General features: G+C 30.6%; 20 protein-coding genes and 1 tRNA gene. 3 read left to right on the plus strand and 18 right to left on the minus strand.

Annotated elements, in window-relative coordinates; translation table 11 throughout:
* Positions 1-17 precede the first annotated feature (17 nt).
* Positions 18-1,454: an apolipoprotein N-acyltransferase gene (gene lnt, locus TDSAC_RS05960; protein ID WP_199919729.1), complete on the plus strand. Its 1,437-nt coding sequence runs from the start codon at positions 18-20 to the stop codon at positions 1,452-1,454.
* Here the strand turns inward: lnt and TDSAC_RS05965 are convergent.
* The 5 genes from TDSAC_RS05965 to TDSAC_RS05980 all read right to left on the minus strand — a co-directional run bounded on the left by TDSAC_RS05965 (position 1,419) and on the right by TDSAC_RS05980 (position 4,784).
* Positions 1,419-2,066 (minus strand): phosphoribosyltransferase, encoded by a 648-nt coding sequence (locus TDSAC_RS05965; RefSeq protein WP_108309340.1) that lies wholly within the window; start codon positions 2,064-2,066, stop codon positions 1,419-1,421. The two genes, lnt and TDSAC_RS05965, sit on opposite strands and share 36 nt — an antisense overlap.
* A complete protein-coding gene (amrS, locus tag TDSAC_RS05970) occupies positions 2,059-3,075 on the minus strand; it encodes an AmmeMemoRadiSam system radical SAM enzyme (RefSeq protein ID WP_108309341.1) in 1,017 nt (338 codons plus the stop codon). The genes TDSAC_RS05965 and amrS overlap by 8 nt, the downstream gene beginning before the upstream one ends.
* Before the next feature lie 18 nt (positions 3,076-3,093).
* Entirely contained in the window at positions 3,094-3,474 is a 381-nt protein-coding gene (locus TDSAC_RS08980; protein WP_150130306.1) for a hypothetical protein, read from the minus strand.
* A gap of 209 nt (positions 3,475-3,683) precedes the next feature.
* Positions 3,684-3,758: transfer RNA gene (locus tag TDSAC_RS05975), tRNA-Pro, on the minus strand.
* Positions 3,759-3,833: 75 nt separating this feature from the next.
* Positions 3,834-4,784 carry a Tim44 domain-containing protein gene (locus tag TDSAC_RS05980; RefSeq protein WP_108309342.1) on the minus strand — a complete coding sequence of 317 codons (951 nt, stop codon included), beginning with the start codon at positions 4,782-4,784 and terminating at the stop codon, positions 3,834-3,836.
* 50 nt (positions 4,785-4,834) lie between these two features.
* On the opposite strand from TDSAC_RS05980, the gene TDSAC_RS05985 reads away from it, so the two are divergent.
* Positions 4,835-5,044 carry a hypothetical protein gene (locus TDSAC_RS05985; protein ID WP_108309343.1) on the plus strand — a complete coding sequence of 70 codons (210 nt, stop codon included), beginning with the start codon at positions 4,835-4,837 and terminating at the stop codon, positions 5,042-5,044.
* Here the strand turns inward: TDSAC_RS05985 and purL are convergent.
* Together purL and prmC are read right to left on the minus strand one after the other, a co-directional pair.
* On the minus strand, positions 5,041-8,706 hold the full coding sequence (gene purL / locus TDSAC_RS05990) for a phosphoribosylformylglycinamidine synthase subunit PurL (RefSeq protein ID WP_108309344.1): 3,666 nt from the start codon (positions 8,704-8,706) through the stop codon (positions 5,041-5,043). The two genes, TDSAC_RS05985 and purL, sit on opposite strands and share 4 nt — an antisense overlap.
* 74 nt (positions 8,707-8,780) lie before the next feature.
* Positions 8,781-9,653, minus strand: coding sequence for a peptide chain release factor N(5)-glutamine methyltransferase (gene prmC, locus TDSAC_RS05995; protein WP_108309345.1), 873 nt, complete (start codon positions 9,651-9,653; stop codon positions 8,781-8,783).
* 50 nt (positions 9,654-9,703) lie between these two features.
* Here prmC and TDSAC_RS06000 point away from each other — a divergent pair, with 50 nt between their 5' ends.
* Positions 9,704-10,372: a GntR family transcriptional regulator gene (locus tag TDSAC_RS06000; protein WP_108309346.1), complete on the plus strand. Its 669-nt coding sequence runs from the start codon at positions 9,704-9,706 to the stop codon at positions 10,370-10,372.
* On the opposite strand, the gene TDSAC_RS06005 is transcribed toward TDSAC_RS06000, so the two are convergent.
* Genes TDSAC_RS06005 through TDSAC_RS06055 form a run of 11 tightly spaced genes read right to left on the minus strand, consistent with a single transcriptional unit; the run spans position 10,369 to position 18,315 of the window.
* Positions 10,369-10,791, minus strand: coding sequence for an NUDIX hydrolase (locus TDSAC_RS06005; protein ID WP_108309347.1), 423 nt, complete (start codon positions 10,789-10,791; stop codon positions 10,369-10,371). The genes TDSAC_RS06000 and TDSAC_RS06005 overlap by 4 nt on opposite strands.
* 3 nt (positions 10,792-10,794) lie before the next feature.
* On the minus strand, positions 10,795-11,502 hold the full coding sequence (tatC, locus tag TDSAC_RS06010; RefSeq protein ID WP_108309348.1) for a twin-arginine translocase subunit TatC: 708 nt from the start codon (positions 11,500-11,502) through the stop codon (positions 10,795-10,797).
* Positions 11,499-12,044, minus strand: a complete 546-nt coding sequence (gene thpR / locus TDSAC_RS06015; protein ID WP_108309349.1) for an RNA 2',3'-cyclic phosphodiesterase — start codon at positions 12,042-12,044, stop codon at positions 11,499-11,501. Before thpR ends, tatC begins: the two co-directional genes overlap by 4 nt.
* A complete protein-coding gene (locus TDSAC_RS06020; RefSeq protein ID WP_108309350.1) occupies positions 12,041-13,174 on the minus strand; it encodes a CinA family protein in 1,134 nt (377 codons plus the stop codon). Before TDSAC_RS06020 ends, thpR begins: the two co-directional genes overlap by 4 nt.
* Complete coding sequence (rimO, locus tag TDSAC_RS06025; RefSeq protein WP_108309351.1) at positions 13,171-14,484, minus strand: 30S ribosomal protein S12 methylthiotransferase RimO; 1,314 nt, start codon at positions 14,482-14,484, stop codon at positions 13,171-13,173. The genes TDSAC_RS06020 and rimO overlap by 4 nt, the downstream gene beginning before the upstream one ends.
* The gene (locus tag TDSAC_RS06030) at positions 14,481-15,206 is read right to left on the minus strand and encodes a helix-turn-helix domain-containing protein (protein WP_108309352.1); all 726 of its coding nucleotides are present in this window, start codon (positions 15,204-15,206) and stop codon (positions 14,481-14,483) included. Before TDSAC_RS06030 ends, rimO begins: the two co-directional genes overlap by 4 nt.
* A gap of 2 nt (positions 15,207-15,208) precedes the next feature.
* Positions 15,209-15,712 carry an SMC-Scp complex subunit ScpB gene (scpB, locus tag TDSAC_RS06035; protein ID WP_199919730.1) on the minus strand — a complete coding sequence of 168 codons (504 nt, stop codon included), beginning with the start codon at positions 15,710-15,712 and terminating at the stop codon, positions 15,209-15,211.
* The gene (locus TDSAC_RS06040; RefSeq protein WP_108309354.1) at positions 15,699-16,259 is read right to left on the minus strand and encodes a hypothetical protein; all 561 of its coding nucleotides are present in this window, start codon (positions 16,257-16,259) and stop codon (positions 15,699-15,701) included. Before TDSAC_RS06040 ends, scpB begins: the two co-directional genes overlap by 14 nt.
* 1 nt (position 16,260) lies before the next feature.
* Positions 16,261-17,250, minus strand: a complete 990-nt coding sequence (gene trpS, locus TDSAC_RS06045; protein WP_108309355.1) for a tryptophan--tRNA ligase — start codon at positions 17,248-17,250, stop codon at positions 16,261-16,263.
* 13 nt (positions 17,251-17,263) lie between these two features.
* Entirely contained in the window at positions 17,264-17,713 is a 450-nt protein-coding gene (locus TDSAC_RS06050; RefSeq protein ID WP_108309356.1) for an HD domain-containing protein, read from the minus strand.
* A 2-nt stretch (positions 17,714-17,715) separates the two neighbouring features.
* A complete protein-coding gene (locus TDSAC_RS06055; RefSeq protein ID WP_108309357.1) occupies positions 17,716-18,315 on the minus strand; it encodes a site-2 protease family protein in 600 nt (199 codons plus the stop codon).
* Position 18,316 lies beyond the last annotated feature (1 nt).

Genomic DNA, 18,316 nt, shown 5'->3' on the forward strand with positions numbered 1-18,316 from the left:
CCTCCTCGTTTGTTGATATGACAAAAAAAAATTACACTTTATGGCTTTTAACTCTTTTACTAACAGTTTTTACTGCAATCACTTTATATTACTTCGATAACAATATCCTAATTTTCTTTTTTTTATCACCTCTTTTTTATATCATAAGAAATTTAGAACTTAATAAGAAAAATTCTTTTCTCATATATTTTAATATTTTTTTATACTTTCTAACAAATACCAGCTGGTTATCAATATTTGGAATACATATTGTTATTTTAATGTCTTTATATCTGTCTCTTTTTTGGTTTTTACCAATTATAATCTGGAAAAAAATTGAAAAAAATATACCTAAAAAATTATACACCATTTCATTACCAATTTTTTTAACTTCTTCAGAAATTTTAAGAAACTCTGGTCCATTTGCCTTTGGGTTAGAAACTCCAGGATATTTTCTAATATATACACCATTTATGTACATTGCAAGTTTTATCGGAGTAATAGGACTAACCTTTTTAATTTTTTATATTAATATGCTTTTTTCAAAGAAAAAAACCATTCCAAAAGCACTTTATTTGCTGTGTTTTCTTATCCTAGCAGGATCTGTTGTAAATTTTTTAAATTCAAATAATAACAATATAAAATATCAAGAATTTACTATTTTACAAGGAAATTTCAGACCAATTTTTTTATATGATGAAAACTACGAAAATCTTATTAACAAGCAATATATAGATTTATTCAACCTTGCACAACATCAGTATCCAAATAGTCTAATAGTAACCCCAGAGGTTATATTTAGAACTTGTTTAAATAAAGAAAATACTTTAATACCAAATCAACCTTCCTTAATAGGTTCTATTTACTGTAAAAATGACTCATATTATAACTCTATATACTTTCTTAACAAAAATGAAAAAGAGCTAGTTTACGAAAAGGAACATCTTGTTCCATTTGGAGAATTTAACCCAATACCAAAAATCTTTGGTTTTTTAAACAGATTTTTTCCTCAACTTGGCGATTTTAAGGAAGGAAAAAATTCTAAAACTTTTAAATATAAAGGTCTTTATATAGGATTTCTTATATGCTTCGAGGATACTCTCCCAGATTTAATATATGAAAAGCTAAAAAATAACAAAATAAATTTATTAGTAGTAGCTTCTAATGATGGATGGTTCAAAGATACAAAAGAGCCAATAGAACACTTAAATATATCAATATTCAGGGCCATTGAATTTGGAATACCAATAATTAGAGCAGCCAATACCGGACCCTCTGCATTTATTAATCCAAATGGTGATATTATGAAACTTCTTCCGGCAGATAGAGCAGGAATTTTGTTTTATAACTTTAAAATTAATAAATATGAAACGCTTTATTCAAAAATATCAACAAAAGAAGAAAAACTCTTCCTTACAATTTCTTTGCTTATCTTAGCATTATCTTTCTTTAATATCTTCAGAAAATTCTTTTAAAATTCTTATTACCTCTTCGTCCTTCACCTCTCCGAAATCTGCATAAAATTGACCTACAGCCCAAAATTCTTTCGGTGCTATTAAATAAATTAGAATGTCTGCCTCTTTTTTTATAAGATCAATAGTTTCATAAGGCAAAACTGGGACTGCGACAATAATTGATCTGGGTTTAAAGATCCTTAACCCTCTTATACTGGCAATAACCGTAGAACCAGTAGCTATCCCATCATCAACAATAATAAGATTTTTATCCTTATAATCAAATTTTTTTGTTCTATAAAGATTGCTTCTTCTTTCAATCTCTTTTCTTTCTCTTTCTATTACTTTATCAAGATAATCCTTTTCAATTCCTAAAAGTTTATATGCTCTTTCATTTATCACCAAACCATTATGCTCACCTATTGCCCCAATAGCCAGTTCAGGATTGCCAGGTGCGCCTAATTTTCTAGGTATTGTAATATCTAAATCCCATCCGAAAAATTTAGCAACTTGAGCACCTATAACTATTCCTCCTCTTGGAATAGCTAAAACAATAACATCTGTTATATTGGGTAAAGTTTCTTTAATCTTTTCAGAAAGAAGTTTTGCAGCTTCAAGCCTATCTTTAAACATAATCAATACCCTTTATATTAATCTTTCTTCCACATTTTGGGCATTCACTACTTTTCAACTTGTTTTGTATTATTTCATATCCTTTTCTTTCAATTAATAGCTCTCCACACGTCGGACAATATGTATTTTCCTTTCCTCCAGATAGATTACCAGTATAAACAAAATTTAATCCAACTTTTTTAGCTATTTTATAAGCTTCATTTAATTTTTCTACAGGAGTAGGCATCAAACCTGAAAGTTCATATTGAGGGAAAAATCTCGTAATATGCCACGGAGTATCTTCTCCTAATTCACTCTTGATCCAACTAGCAGTTTCAAATATTTCTTCAGAAGAATCGTTGTAACCAGGAACCACGTTAGTAACTATTTCTACATGACAATTGTATTTATATTTGGCAGCCTTTATAGCAAGTAAAATTGGTCTTATATCTTCTACATTTGCAGCCTCTCGATAGTACTTGCCCCTAATACCTTTCAGGTCAACTCTATATGCATCAATATACTCTGCTACAGTGTCAAGAGCTTTTAGTGTAATATAACCATTAGTAACCATTACAGTATAAAGACCACTTTTTTTAATTATCTTTGCAGAATCCAAAACGTATTCTATCCAGATAGTTGGTTCATTGTAGGTCCATGCTACACCTCTACATGAATATCTCTTTGCTAATTCCAAAAGATATTCGGGCGCTATTTCTTCCCCACCACTCGGCCCAGAACAAGCTATCTGCCAATTTTGACATCCTAAACACCTAAAATTACAACCAAATGTACCAACAGAAAAAACTCTGCTCCCTGGAAAAAAATGAAAAAGTGGCTTTTTTTCAATTGGATCTACAGCAGCAGAAGAAACAAGAGAATAAATAAGAGTTTTCAATTCTCCTGAAAAATTCTTTCTTACACCACAGTATCCAGTTTCTCCGTCATCTAAAGTACATAGCCTTGGACAAACAAGACATCTAACCTTCTTCCCAAGACGAGCAAATAAAATAGCATTATGAATTGACATAATTAAATATTATTAGAATTATTGCTTATTTTCTTTTCCATTTGCTTTAAGCTCATTAGTATACTCTTTGTTTACATCCTTTTTTTCTTGTTTTAATTGTTCGATCTGGTTTTGTTCGTTTGTAATATTCTCTTCTGAGCCGCCATTGTTCTTAATTTGATTTTTTTCCTGGATTTCTTCTTTAAATTCATTCTGGATTTCTTTTTTTTCTTTATTTTTTTCCATATTTATTTCCTTAATTCCCTGACCATGATTACTTTTCTTGTCAAAAATTTCAAAAATCCCTGGATTATTCTTACTGGGTATAGGCCCTACTCCTTTTGAGTATGAAACTCCCGCAAAGATAAAAACGCTTACCAGTACAAATGTTATAAAGTATAAGTGTTTATTTATCAACATAACCCCACCTTTCTAAAGGGTACATTATTTATTTTACCATGAATAATATAAACTACAATTATTTCTTAAAGTATCCATTTTAATTTAAAAAACAACTTGAAAATTTTTAAAAACGTTCTACTACTGTGCAAAATAAACTCGTAAAATAGAATTGGACTTTTAGCACTTACCATATTATTCATTTGTTTTAAAATATTTGTTTTAAAAAATGGTCGGGGCGAGTGGACTTGAACCACCGACCTCTCCCACCCCAAAGGAGTGCGCTACCCCTGCGCTACGCCCCGACGAGTACTTATTATAAAATAAATTGAAAATAGATGCAATAAAAACTTTGCTCTAAAAGAGACAAAAAAATTATGTTATATCTGATTTATAGCCGTAAGTCTCCAATTTATTGAATCTTCTGATATAAAGCTCCATAACTCCTGAAAATCAACCAATTCATCTTTATTGCCTCTGAGAATGTTTTTGTTCACATCAACATCATAATCCGTCATTGTAGCTTCAATTTTATAAGTTACATATATTTTCCCCTCTTCAACCCAGGCATCTACCAAATCCATTCTTTTAACTGAGATATTTTCCACAAAATTTGTAATGCCGCTCTTGTTAAATTCTTCAATTTGTTTCTGAAAATTTAAAAACATTTCATCAGTAGTTAAGTTTCTTAGCATATTAAAATTCTTCTCTGACCAAGCCTTCTGAATACTTACAAATATTTCTTTGATTTTAGATCTCAAATTCTCCTCAGAAAAGGAAGGAAAAGCTCTTTCTATCTCCTTTAACCCTCTATCCACATCCATTTTTGCTTGAACAGAGCCTAACTTCACTCCCTGAAGACTATCATTATAAACACTTGAAGCATTATATAATTCTTTATTCACAGAAACCTCATTATAATTGCTATCACTTTTAAATCTTCTTTTTGCAAAATAATTAATCAGATATATTAGCAAAAACCCAATAATTATAATCAATAAAAAGCCAGCTAGAGAACTATTTGGCCCATTAAAACCAAACAAACTACCTAACATTGAAAATAGTGCAATTGAAGCCAGAGCACCTATCAAACCGCCCAAAAAATTTCTAAGGAAAGATGGTTGACTTTGATTGTTGTTTGGATTAACAGGAGAAGTAGTTTTAGGTGTATTTAGATTTGGCGAAACATATTTATTTCCTGCTGAATAGCTATGAGTTCCTGTAGTGCCAAAACTTTTGCCACCACCAGCCTTCGAAAAGGCAATTTCTAAATTAAACGCCGAAAAAGCAAAACTTACTAGCAAAAACAATATTAAAACCTTTTTAAACAATTTTTAACCTCCAATAATTTTTTATTGTATAATCTTATGATATGAAAAGGATGAGAAGACAAAAAGTAACAAGATCTCATATAACGTATTATCTAATATTATTTATTATAGCAACCATAGTTTTATGGCCTGTATATTGGATATGGGCTATACCTCCATTTTTACCAGCAATTCTAATTGTTATTTTTGGACCTTCTTATGAAGAATTTATTCATATTTACAATAAATTCTTTAAAAACGGCAATACGAAAAAAGCTTAAATTTCATCAGCCACTTTTACTAACTTATTAAAAAGTAAAGATCCATAGTTTCTGTTAATTTTGTATGGGTGATGAGTTAATATAAAATTTCTCTCTGGATGAGGCATAAGCCCTAATATTCTACCACTTTTATCTGTAATACCAGCAATATTTTCCTTAGAGTCGTTTGGATTGTATTTATCATAAATAAAAACTACCTGTTTATTTTTGAAAATCTTTTCTAAAACGTCTACTTTAGCATAAAATCTCCCTTCAGCATGCGCTATTGGCAATTCAATTTCAGAAAACTCGTTCGGCACAAAAATACATCTATTATCCAGGACTTTTATATTTACCCACTCGCATTGAAATTCTCCAGAAGTATTGTAAGTTAAAGTAACATTTTGCTTAAAATTGCCCTCTTCTAATCCAGGCAAAATCCCAGTTTTGACTAAAACCTGAAAACCATTACAAATTCCCACAATAAGCATTTTTTCATTGCTTTTAACAATGTCATTAAAAATTTTTGAAAATTCTACAGCCATTATCTTTCCTGCTGAAATATAATCTCCATACGTAAAACCACCTGGTAAAACCAGAATTCTATAATCGACAAATTTTACTTCTTTTTTAATAATCCTATTAATATGAAATGAGTCAACTTCAGCACCACTGTTTTCAAGTGCGAGAACTGTTTCTGAATCACAGTTTGCGCCAGAAGCTTTTAACACTAAGGCTTTTGGTTTTCTTCCCAAAACTATATTTGGAATTGTAAATGACTTTTTATTAAAAGAGTAAGGAGTTTTTTTCTTTAAATAATCTGGCAAGAGAGGACTCCTCCAGGATTCTTTTAACGCATATATGTTCTCTTTAACTATAGTTTCTCCTGACAAACCTTTTATTGTAAGATAAGGCTCTTCACAAGTTTTCCCAATTATAGAATATACAGAATCTTCCAAAACCCTTTCAAATTTTTCTTGATTCTCTGGCTTTACCTCTACTAAAAATCTTCCATTTGACTCAGAAAACAAAATAATTTCATCTTTATCTATTGATTCGCCACAAACGACATCTTTTAATTGAATTCTTACGCCAAAATTACCTGAAAAGCTCATCTCAGAAATACAAACTGCCAAGCCTCCATCAGAGAGATCGTGACATGAATCTACCAAACCAAGTTCGATAGCTTTTGAAAGTCTTTTCATTAAAGACATAGAATCCTTTGCATTAACTTTTGGCACATTACCATCAGTAGAATCAAACATTATTTTCATAAACTGTGAACCGCCCAATTCATTATTAGTTTTACCAAGAAGGTATACAATATTGCCAGGACCTTTGAAATCTGACGTTATAGTCTTTTCTACATCTTTAACAATAGCAATAGCAGATATTAATAAGGTTGGGGGCACAGATATAACTTTGTCGTGATAAGTAAACTCATTGTATAGGCTATCCTTACCTGATATAAATGGAACCTCAAATTCTAGAGAAAAATCATGGCAGGCTTTTACTGACTCATAAAGACTCCACACGTTTTCTGGTTTTTTAGGCGATCCCCAAGCAAAATTATCTAAAATAGCCGCTTGAGTTATATCAGCTCCAACACAAACGAGCTGTCTTAAAGCTTCTTCTATGGCAGAAGCACTCATCCAATATGGGTCCTTCAAACCATAAAAAGGATTAATTCCATTTGAAATTGCAAAGCCTCTTTTATCATTCCAAAAAGGTCTCAAAACAGCAGCATCGGAAGGTCCATCTCTATATAACCCAATTAAAGGCTTTATTACGCTCATCCCTTGAACCTCAAAGTCATAACCCGATATAAACTTCTCTTTAGAACAAATGTTATATGAAGATAATATTTTATGCAAAGTCTCAGAAAAATCTGTGATTTTTTTATTGTAATCAGTAGTTTGTGAAGTTGAATTTGGTTTTTGTGCTAAAATTTTTTTACTAGCTTCTTTCCAACCATTAAACAAAAAATCATTAGAAATATTTGATACCTCAGAGTTTTCATAATAAAGCTTTAATCTTTTATCATTAGTAAATTTTCCAATTACTGTAGCTTCAACATCTTCAGATTCAAAAATTTTCAATACTTCATCTTTATCTTTTTCAGCTATAGCCAGGACCATTCTTTCCTGGGATTCTGATATCCATATTTCAAAATAATTTAGACCTTGATATTTTAAAGGAACTTTATCTAAGTAAACTTCGACTCCAGTTTCTTCTCCCATTTCCCCTACAGCACTAGACAGTCCTCCACCACCACAATCAGTAATTCTTTTTATGTAACCCATATCACGTACTCTAAGTATTGTATCTATAAGTTTCTTTTCCGTAAAAGGATCACCAATTTGTACAGCGCCAGAAGAGACTACTTCAGATTCTTCCGAAAGCTCCAAAGATGCAAAGTTTACACCGTGAATTCCATCTCTACCCGTTCTACCACCAACTAAAAGAACCAAATCGCCAGGTTCTTGCCTACCCTTAAGAGCAAACTTTTTTGGAATAATTCCAATAGAACCACAAAAAACCAGAGGATTTCCCATGTAGTCATCATGAAACAAAACTGTACCATTTACAGTTGGGACACCTATTCTGTTTCCATAGTCCCTAACGCCTCTGAAAACTCCCTCCAAGATCCTTTTGGGATGTAAGGTTCCCTTCGGTAAATCTTCCTGTGAAACGTCAATATTACCAAAGCAAAAAACATCGGTATTTGCAATAGGTTTAGCAGAAAGTCCTGTGCCCATAATATCTCTAACTACACCGCCAATTCCCGTAGCAGCACCTCCATATGGTTCTAAAGCAGAAGGGTGATTATGGGTTTCTACTTTAAAACACAGGCACCAATCGTCGTTAAAACTTATAACACCTGAGTTGTCATCAAAAACAGAAACCAAATATGGCTTTTTAGCCTTTAGCTTATTGGTAGCATCTTTTATTAAAGAAAACATCGCAGGTAGAGTTCTACCTTCAAATTCAACCTCAGATTTAAAAGTCTTGTGTATGCAGTGTTCAGACCAACTTTGGGCAATGGTTTCTAATTCAACGTCAGTGGGATCTCTGTCTTCATTTATAAAATAATTTTTAATAATCTTCATTTCGTTTAAATCAAGGCTTAAACCTCTTTTGACAGATAGCTGTCTTAACTCTTGATCTGTTAAATTTCTTATAGGAATAGTAGTTTTTTTAAATTTAAAGGTTGGCAGATCTAATAAAATCTTTTCTTTACCCTTTACAACATGTTGAATTAGCTTATTCATTAAGACTTTTTCACAGATTTTATTAACATCCTTCTTTGATATTGACTCACCAGTAAAAATATACCTTTTAGACGTTCTACAAGCTTTCACACTATTGTAACCTAAAGTTCTAATACCTCTTTTTATAGGTTCTTCAGCTGGGTCCATAACTCCAGGATTAAAGATTATTTCTACATCTTCTCCTTTTCTCTCTTGTTTCCCTAAAAAATAAGTCTCAACTACTGGATCTATTAACAAATTTTTTGCAATGTCTTCTATCTCATTCTGGTTTAAATCTCCTTCAATATTGTAAACTCTTGCAATCTTGACATCATGAACGCTCTCTACACCAATTGAAACAATCTGTCTAAGTACGCTTTCTGCCTCAGCATCAAAAACTCCTTCTTTAAACCAAACCTCGACTCTATACAAGGATTAACCCCCTCAAGTTAAATAAAGTTTTAGAAAATATTATTCTATTTATTAATTTGTAAATACACATACGTCTATTTTATCATTTTACGTCTACATACAACAAAGCGATCTATCCCATTTAAATCTTTTAAACTAAAGCAACTAAAGTTATTGGACTCTCCTATTTCAACAACTTCCTTTGCCTGGTTAAAACCTACTTCAAATATTAAACCACCATCTAAAAATAGATAATCTTTAGCTTTAAATAAGATTTTCTCATAAAAGTATAAACCTTTATTTTCTGCAAAAAGTGCAATTTTAGGTTCAAAGTAAATTTCTTCGCTAATTACAGAAAGCCGGGTATTGTTAATATCAATATATGGAGGATTAGAAACTATAACATCAAATTTTTCTTTTTCTAAAGGAAACAAATCAGCAAGTTCAAAAACAACCTTATTTTCCAAATTATTTTCTTTTGCATTCTCTTTGGCAATTTTTAAAGCTCTTTCAGAAATATCGGTCGCAACACAAAAAGAATTCTCAATTTCTCTTGCTATCGATAAAGCAATTGCACCAGAGCCAGTTCCAATGTCCAAAAAAGTTTTTGCTCGAGGAAAGAACCTTTTTATTATATCAATTATTTCTTCTGTTTCATTTCTTGGTATTAACACATCTTCATTTACCTTTAATTTTAAAAATCTAAAGGGTTTGTATCCAATTATATACTCAAGTGGTTTATCTTTTAATCTTAGCTCGATTGCCTCATAAACTGAATTTATCTTATCTATATCAATTTCTATGTTGTCAAATAAATACAAATCTTTTATATCAATTTCTAAAAAATGTGATAAAATAATTTTAGATTCCAAAGAAGGATTATCAGTCTTATTTTTTAATTGATCTGAAATATCTTTTGCAAATTGTTTTAAATTAACTGTTCTTTTCTTTTTAAATTCTTTAATCATGTTATAATCATTTTAAACTAAAAATAAAATCCTGTGGAGGACCAGTTAGTATGCCAAAGAGCTATAAAAGAAGAAAACATCTTCTTTCCGATGAAGCTTATGAAAAATTAAAAAAACATATATTTCTTGGAAAAATAAAAGTTGGAGAATTGGAAACAGAAAGAGGACTCGCTGAGAGATTTAATATTAGCAGAACTCCTATAAGAGAGGCTATTTTGAAATTAGAAAAGGAAGGCCTGGTAACTGTAATTCCTAGAGAGGGCATATTAATTGGCAGTCTAAACAGATTCGATTTAAAAGAAATTTTTGAAATAAGAAGACTTTTAGAAAGCTTCTCAGCAGAAAAATTAGCAAGAGTAAAATCAGATATAGATTTTTCTAAACTGGAAAAAATAATAATTAATGCACGAAAGAGAATATCAAAGAAAAATTATGTAGGTTTCGTAGATCTAGACAGAGAATTTCACAGCACTATTGCAGAACTAACCAAAAATAGATATGTAGTAAGATTTTTAGAAGATATTAGAGACGTTATGAGCCTATCTGGAATAAAAGCTTTAACAAAATCATGGAACTATGAGCAAGTTTTGCAAGAGCATGCAGAAATATTAGATGCCATAAAGAAAAAAGATCCTTCATCTGCAAAAAAAGCTATGGACAAGCATTTGCTAAATACTTTTAAGGCTATGATCAGAATATTGCCAAAAATAGAAGATTAAATCTTTTCAAGTATATTTTTTAAAACCTCTATTAAGCCATCAGTTAGGGGAAGTTTTAATATTTCATTTTTCGAGAAAAAACATGCTTCCCGGGCATCATCGTTTGCCTTTAAAGAACCACCTGTAAGGCTCAATAAGAATAATAATATTACGTAATGATAACCTATTTTATCTTCTTGAAGGTCAATTTTTTCATAAACAGTTAGTAGTTTAATAACTTCAACGCTAAGTGATGTTTCTTCTAAAAATTCTCTTTTTATAGCATCTTTTAATTTTTCACCCTTTTCTACAACCCCGCCTGGCAAAGACCAACGTCCAATCGAGGGAGGACACTTTCTTTTTACCAAAAGTATCTTGTTATCTTTTATCAACAAACCACTAACAGCAAGAATAGGAAATGGATATTTTCTTCTATCCATAATTTAAAATTTCATAGGCTTTAATTTAGAAGAAATAAACATACCAATCTCAAAAAGTAGCATTAAAGGAATAAACATAATGCCTTGCGAAAAGAGGTCGGGAGGGCTAATAAAACCTATAAACAAGAAGATTAAAATATAAAAAAATTTTCTTAACTTTTTTAATGTTTGATAGGAAACAATATTTAGTAATATCAATAACGATAAAACCAGTGGTAATTGAAACATAAGCCCAAAAAAAACTATAGTTAAAAAATAAAATGATATAAATTTTGCAATTGAAAGCTTAGCAACTGCGAAACTTGTAGAATGAAAAACAAAAAAATTTAAAGCAAATGGAAGAATTATTTTAGCTGAAAAAAGTGCTCCAATAAAAAAAAGAATAACCATTACCGGCATCCATCTCTTTACAAATTTTTGTTCATTTTCATAGAGTCCAGGAGCAAGAAACCACCATATACTATAAAAAATAATAGGCGACATAATTATAAATCCCAATATCATAGATAATTTTAAATCAGTGGTAAACATTTCAAGTGGCGAAAAATAAACAAGTGTACCTTTAGGAAGAGTTGAGCTAATGAAAGATAAAACTTTGTCTTTAAAAAACCATGCTATTATTATCCCAACAAACCACGAACCTAAACCTATTATTAGAGTCTTTCTCAGATCGCTGAGATGCTCAATAAGGCTCATTTCTTTTTCATTCATAGCCTAACCGAAAATACCTCCTTATAAACAGGCCCCTCAGGTAACAAAATACTTTGAAATAGACTAACTTTATCCATGATAGATTCTATTTTCTTCTTTCCTTTAAAATAGACCGGGAAAATATCATCACCTATCAAAGTTTCTCTAAATCTAACCAATGTAAGATGGGGTTTAAACTCTCTTTTCTCCATATCAAACCCTAAATTACTCATAGCCAGATCAACGTTTCTAAAAATTTTTTCAAAATCGTTATCTCTTTCATATATTTTTAAATAAGCAAATTTTGGATTATGTCTTGATGGAATATAACCAATCTCATTAGAGAAAAAAAAGTTAAACCTCTTAAAATTAGAGAGTGAGTCCAAAAGCTGCTCCGAAATTATTTGAACATCTAATTTTGTTTCTCCTAAAAATTTAAAAGTAATGTGATAATTTTTGAAATCAACAATTTTGTGTTTCTTAAATGCTTCACAATTCATTACATTAAGGTAAATATCTTTAGCATCTTTATTGTGAATCTTGTAAGCAATAAATAATCTCACCCTTTACTAATTACCCCCAAAAAGTTTGCCAGAGCAAAAGAGGATACCCTTTTTAAAATAAAGCTTCTATCACCTTTAAAAATTTTTTCAAAAGAATAAGTTTTATCTCCAACTATTGATATATACGATTGACCAATATTGCCACCATCGGGCCCTGCGTAACAAACTACTCCAATAGCCCAATTACTATCAAAAAGATCTTTTGAAGCCTTAGCAATAGCAAGAGCTGCTTCCGGTGAAACTGTATTTCCAGAAAACCCACACAACTTCTTTTTTGAATCAACACTATAAGCAACAATAGTTCCCAAATAAACGCTACTAATGCCGGGTATTACAGCTAATCTTGATGAAAGCAAACCTCCAGTACAAGACTCTGCAACGCTTAAAGTTTGATTTTTCTTTTTAAGAACTTTATAAATCTCTGTCTCAAAATTTGAGGATCTGGTACTAGCATAGTAAAGACAATCTTTGAAAATTTTCTTCAACCTTTTGTCCCAATACTTAGCTTTCTTTTCAGAGTCAGTTTTTAGAATAAGCAACACTTCACTATCCAAGCCTAATATGGTCAAAGAAACTTCAAAGTCATTTAACAACTCATTCGGCAATTCCTTTTCAACAGATCTCTCAAATCTAAGCAACAAATGATAAAAAAATATATATAATTTATCCTTGTTTTCCAAAAACAATTTTTCTAAAATTTCATCAAGCAAATAATCAAATTCTGCAGGTACTCCAGGAAGCAATATAATTTTCTTGTTATTAAAATCAACTATCATGCCCGGCGCCAACCCAACTTTATTTAAAAAAACCTGCGCCCCTGAAATCGTATAGGCCATTTTTTCTGGCAAATCAAGATTTTTTTCAAGAGGCAATTTTGTAAAATTTGATACAGCTTCCCTGGTAAGATCGTCAAAAGTATTCCCCAAACCACCAGAAATAAAAATATAATCGTAAAACTCACAAAGATATTGGATTTGAGCTGATATTATAACAAGATCATCCGGAATAACAATTATGGTTTCTATTTCATGACCATATTTTTCGAGCTTCGAAGAAAGTAGGTTAGAATTAGTTTCAGAAACTGCACCAATAGTCAATTCAGAACCTACACACAAGAGAGCAACCTTCACTCTATTAACTTCCCTTCTAATTTAAATCCTTTATTTTTTGTAATTAAAATCCTGATAAAATCTCCAATTTCTACTTTTTTATTGCCTCTAAATCTTATAAAGGAATCTATATCTGGAGCTTCCATAAAGCTTCTGCCTACATTATACTTGTTAAGATCGTTTTCTACCAACACTTCAAAACTTTTCCCTACTAAGGATTGGCGCCATTTTAATGTAATATCTTGCTGAATACTGTATGCAATTTTTAGCCTCTTTTTCTTTTCAACATATTTAACTTGTTCATTCATAGAATAAGAAAGAGTATCTTCTTCTCTTGAATATGAGAAAAACCCAGCCCAATTGAGTTTGATTTTTTCTAAAAAATTAATTAACTTATCAAATTCTTTTTCATCTTCTCCAGGATGCCCTACTATGAAAGTAGACCTTATTACCGAATCAGGAATATTTTCTCTAATGCTATCTATCAATCTCAAAAATCTTTCGCTATCAGGATTTCTTCTCATATATCTTAAAACCTTTTCGCTTGCGTGTTGCATGGGGATATCAAAATAAGGCAAAACTTTCTTAGATCCAGAAACAAATTTAATTACATCTTCACTTAGCAAATCTGGATAAAGATACATCAGCCTTATCCATCTGATTTCTTCGATATTTTCAAGTCCTTCTAACAATTTTAATAAAGAATCTTTCCTATCCAAACCATAAAAAGTAACGTCTTGCGCAACAAGTATAATTTCTTTTTTCCCCTTTTGAGCCAGATCTTTTGCTTGATCTAACAAAAATTGTCTTTCATAGCTATGATATGGACCTCTTATTTTTGGAATAAGACAGTAAGAACACTTTCGCGAACACCCATCAGCAATTTTAAGATATTCGAATGGTCTTTCTACAAAAAACTTTCTATTTTCATTATCACTACAAATCTCATTCTTAAAATTACAGTAAACTATATTTTTATCTAAATATTCGAATATTTCCTCGCCAAAAGACCTTCCTGGTTCCAAAAAAGCACTAACATCTGGAAAAAGTTCAATTAGGGAGTCTTTATACAAAGAAACTAAACAGCCACCTACTATGATTTTGTATTTAAAATTTTTTTTATCCACAACAAAGTCTAATATTGTCGAAATTGCTTCCTGTTTTGCCTTTCTAATAAAAGAGCAAGTATTTATAAAAACATAATCAGCTAAATTCAGATCAAAAGTTAAAAAACAATTATAGGTCTCAAACTTACCTAATAAATACTGTAAATCCACCTCATTTTTTGGACAACCTAAAGAAACTGGTAGTATATATCTGGCTTTAGTCATTCGGTCAGTTCTACAACTTCCCCTATATTACCTGCTTTAACCCAGTTTTTACCGTCCTTAGATATTTCGACCCCCCCAGCATTACCTAATTTTATATCAAGAGTATCGTTAGTTGTAAAAGTTTTTTCTTCTCCAGGATTAATAATACCTTCAAATAAAACCTTATTCTTATCCTTGACAAGTACCCAGGACTTTCCAATGAATTTCAAATAAATAGTCTTTTGAGAACTATTAATATTACCAGTCTCGATATTATTAGATTTCTCTTGTTTAACGACATTATTTGGCATTTTATTTGCTAAAAAGTTTCTCTTTGTAATCATTATTTGATAAACCAAAAATATTGAAAGCGAAAAAATTGTCACAATTAAAATAAATACTACTATATATTTGATAGATTTAATATTTCTTTCTTTAATTATCTTTTCTCTTTTTTCCTTCGGGATTGTAACTGTTTCTTGAACAGAATTTACTTTTTTCTCTTGAACAAATTCATCAAAAGATTTTAAAAGTATACTCGGATCAATATCTAATTCTCTGGCAACAGCTTTTAGATAACCTTTAGAGATAGAATAAGGTGGAAACTTTTCTTTTCTGCCTTCTTCAAAAATTTTTAAGTAGTAAGAAAATATCTTAGATTGTTCAGCCAGTTCTTCAATTGACATGCCTTTTTGCTCTCTTATCTCTCTAAATAATTTTGGAAACTCAGAATTGTTATTCATCTTTAGCTCCTCAAATTTAAATCTTCAATAGGCGGCAATTCGTCTAAAGAACTTAAACCAAAAAAATCAAAAAACTTATTGCTTACCCCAAAAAGGGGTTGCTTAATGGGAGCATTATTAAAAGAGAGAATCTTAATAAAGCCATTTTCGAAAAGTTTCATCACTTGCTTTTCGCTTCTTAAACCCCTTATTTTAGATACATTACTTGCACTTATTGGTTGGTTATATGCTATTATAGCTAAAACCTCCAACATGGATTTTGATAACTTTTCATTGTCTCTTTTACATAAAACAAAATCTTTAAATTCTGGTCTAATACCAAAAAAATATCCTTTTGAATTTTTGTATATCTTAAAACTTCTGTCTTTATATTCATTATTCAACTGATCTATTAAATCTTCAACCTTTTCTGGTTTTATCCCCACAGCCTTTGAAATATTGTCTAATTTAATAGGTTTTACGTTTAGAAAAATAATTGCTTCAATAATTTTTTTAAAGTCTTTCACTTTTGAAAATAATAAAATTTCTTTTCTGTTTTAACTCTATTATATTATTTTTGTAAAGTTCAAGGAATGCTAAAAAATATCCCACTCTTTCTTCAAATTTTATCAAAAATAAATCAAATTGGCTAAACCCATTGTTTATCAAAAATTTAATAGAATCCACAAAAAAGCTTAAAGGGATATATTTTCTTACATTATAGACTTTCGATTTATTTATAAACTTTATCATAGCTCTTTTCAAAATTTCAGGTTTATAGGAAATCTCATTTGGATTGTATTTTCTTGGTACCGGGCAAGATGCCCTCATTGACAAAAGCCAGTCCGAAACCCAATCCCAACAACTATTTTTAGTAGCATTAGCTTTTAATAAATCTAAATTTGTTCTATCTTTTTCAAAAAATACATTATCTAATCCCTCAAAGATATTCCTAATCTCATTAATAATTTGGTAGGGATTCTCAAAATTTTTTTCCTCTACGATCTGTCTTATTCTCTCTACCTGACACAGCAATTCATCTAAATATGAAACATTAACGCTATCTATTAACATTTTATATTGGATAATTTAGTTTCATAGCATCGTAGACTTCTCTAATTGTGTTTTTGCAATAATTAGATGCACTGTCAGATCCTGATTTCAGTATATCCCAAAGCATATCTTTGTGCGATAAATAATAACTTCTTTTGTTCCTTATTGGTTCTAATATCTCATTTATTTTTTTTGCAAGCTGTTTCTTACAATCTACACAACCAATCTGAGCTTTTTCACACCTTTCTCTTACTTCAGAAAGCTCTGATTTGAATAAAACCCCATAATAAGAAAAAACATTACAAACGTCAGGATGTCCTGGATCAGTTTTTTTGATTCTTTCTGGGTCTGTAATCATTGAAGCTACCTTTTCATTTATACTTTTCTCGTCATCCTTCAGATATATAGCATTATTATAAGATTTACTCATCTTTCTACCATCAACACCCAATAATTTTGGAAATTCAGCTAATAAAGCTTCCGGTTCAGGAAATATTTCTTTATAATGAAAATTAAATCTTCTTGCAATTTCTCTTGTCATCTCAAGATGTGGAACTTGATCTATACCCACAGGTACCCTTTTTGATTTGTAAATTAATATATCAGCTGCCATTAAAACTGGATATCCAAGATGACCATATGTAAGCTGATCTTCAATACCAAGCTCCCTTGCCTGTTCTTTTACTGTTGGATTTCTCTCAAGCCACGATACAGGAGTCAACATTGAAAGTATCATATGTAGATGAATGTGCTCAGGAACTAAAGATTGTAAGATTACAGTAGACTTTTTTGGATCAATTCCACAAGATAACCATTCTGCAAGCATTTCTTCAATATAGCCACTTAAATCAGCTGAATCTTGCCACTTTGTAGTCAAAGCATGCCAGTCCACAATACCAAAAAAACATTTATAATTTTCCTGCAAAATTTTCCAGTTTTCCAAAACTCCTAAATAGTGACCTATGTGTAGACTTCCTGTAGGTCTCATACCACTAAAGATTGTTTCTCTCAAATTAGTCCTCCTATTATCCTTCCAGCTTTTTTAAAAACATTACGTCCTTTGATTTAGTGTGATGTTTTCTGACAATATTTACTATTTCATCAGAAAAACCTTCCATTTTCAATATATTTGAGCCTATTAAAGCATGATCAAAATATGAACTGCTTTTTCTAAAAAAAGTAAATTTTAAAGACCTTAAAACTCTTGTTATAAGAGAGGGTTTTTCAAATTTTTTTCCAATATCATGAAAAATTATAACTCTTTTTTGAATATAAATTAATTTTTCATCACTAGTATCAGGCTTATAATTCTTTAATAAAAGAAGTGAATGAACCCTATCCTCTTTGGGCATTGAAAAAAACAAACTGATTTCCCTCTCGTTCAATTCTTTTAAAACAATTTTATAAGATGGTTCTTTGAAAGTATAAAAAACTGTATAAATAAATCTTCTTACATCAAGAAAAAATTTCTTCAAGTTTATGCAAAAACCATTAAATTAAATATAAATTGCACTATTGGTATCAAAATATTTGCTCCACCCAGCAAAAGAAATATTATAAGCACAAATTGCCCATAATATTCGTACATCTCAATAGTACGTCTTAATTCATACGGGAAAAATTTCCTAAAAACTGTATATCCATCAAGAGGAGGTATTGGTATCAAATTAAAAACCCCCAAACTTATATTTAAAAAAATAAGCAACTGAAAAAAAGCTACAAGAGGATCATAAACAGAAATAAACTGATAAAAAACAACTAAAATTCTGGCAGCAACTAAAGCCATCCCAAAGTTAGCCAAAGAACCGGCTAATGCAGTCATTTCTATTCCACCTTTTTTCCTTGATAAAATAACATAATTAACAGGTACTGGCTTGGCCCAGCCAAATTTAATAAGTAGTAAGGCTACGAATCCTAATGGATCAATATGCGCCAAAGGATTAAGAGTCAATCTCCCATTGGCTTTTGGTGTATAGTCACCATATTTATAGGCCACATACGCATGAGCAAATTCGTGAACAGTTAACGCTATGATTACAGCAGGTATAGCTAAAACCAAACCAACAATATCAAACATA

The organism is Thermodesulfobium acidiphilum (genome assembly GCF_003057965.1).
GTDB classification, from domain to species: domain Bacteria; phylum Thermodesulfobiota; class Thermodesulfobiia; order Thermodesulfobiales; family Thermodesulfobiaceae; genus Thermodesulfobium; species Thermodesulfobium acidiphilum.

Coding starts and splice junctions, on each gene's coding strand:
- TDSAC_RS06030 (WP_108309352.1), bottom strand. CDS start 15,206: ATGAATAACAATTCTGAGTTTCCAAAATTATTTAGAGAGATAAGAGAG.
- TDSAC_RS06000 (WP_108309346.1), top strand. CDS start 9,704: ATGCCAAAGAGCTATAAAAGAAGAAAACATCTTCTTTCCGATGAAGCT.
- tatC (WP_108309348.1), bottom strand. CDS start 11,502: ATGAATGAAAAAGAAATGAGCCTTATTGAGCATCTCAGCGATCTGAGA.
- rimO (WP_108309351.1), bottom strand. CDS start 14,484: ATGACTAAAGCCAGATATATACTACCAGTTTCTTTAGGTTGTCCAAAA.
- TDSAC_RS06040 (WP_108309354.1), bottom strand. CDS start 16,259: ATGTTAATAGATAGCGTTAATGTTTCATATTTAGATGAATTGCTGTGT.
- TDSAC_RS06055 (WP_108309357.1), bottom strand. CDS start 18,315: ATGTTTGATATTGTTGGTTTGGTTTTAGCTATACCTGCTGTAATCATA.
- TDSAC_RS05985 (WP_108309343.1), top strand. CDS start 4,835: ATGAGAAGACAAAAAGTAACAAGATCTCATATAACGTATTATCTAATA.
- amrS (WP_108309341.1), bottom strand. CDS start 3,075: ATGTCAATTCATAATGCTATTTTATTTGCTCGTCTTGGGAAGAAGGTT.
- TDSAC_RS05965 (WP_108309340.1), bottom strand. CDS start 2,066: ATGTTTAAAGATAGGCTTGAAGCTGCAAAACTTCTTTCTGAAAAGATT.
- TDSAC_RS08980 (WP_150130306.1), bottom strand. CDS start 3,474: ATGTTGATAAATAAACACTTATACTTTATAACATTTGTACTGGTAAGC.
- prmC (WP_108309345.1), bottom strand. CDS start 9,653: ATGATTAAAGAATTTAAAAAGAAAAGAACAGTTAATTTAAAACAATTT.
- TDSAC_RS06005 (WP_108309347.1), bottom strand. CDS start 10,791: ATGGATAGAAGAAAATATCCATTTCCTATTCTTGCTGTTAGTGGTTTG.
- lnt (WP_199919729.1), top strand. CDS start 18: ATGACAAAAAAAAATTACACTTTATGGCTTTTAACTCTTTTACTAACA.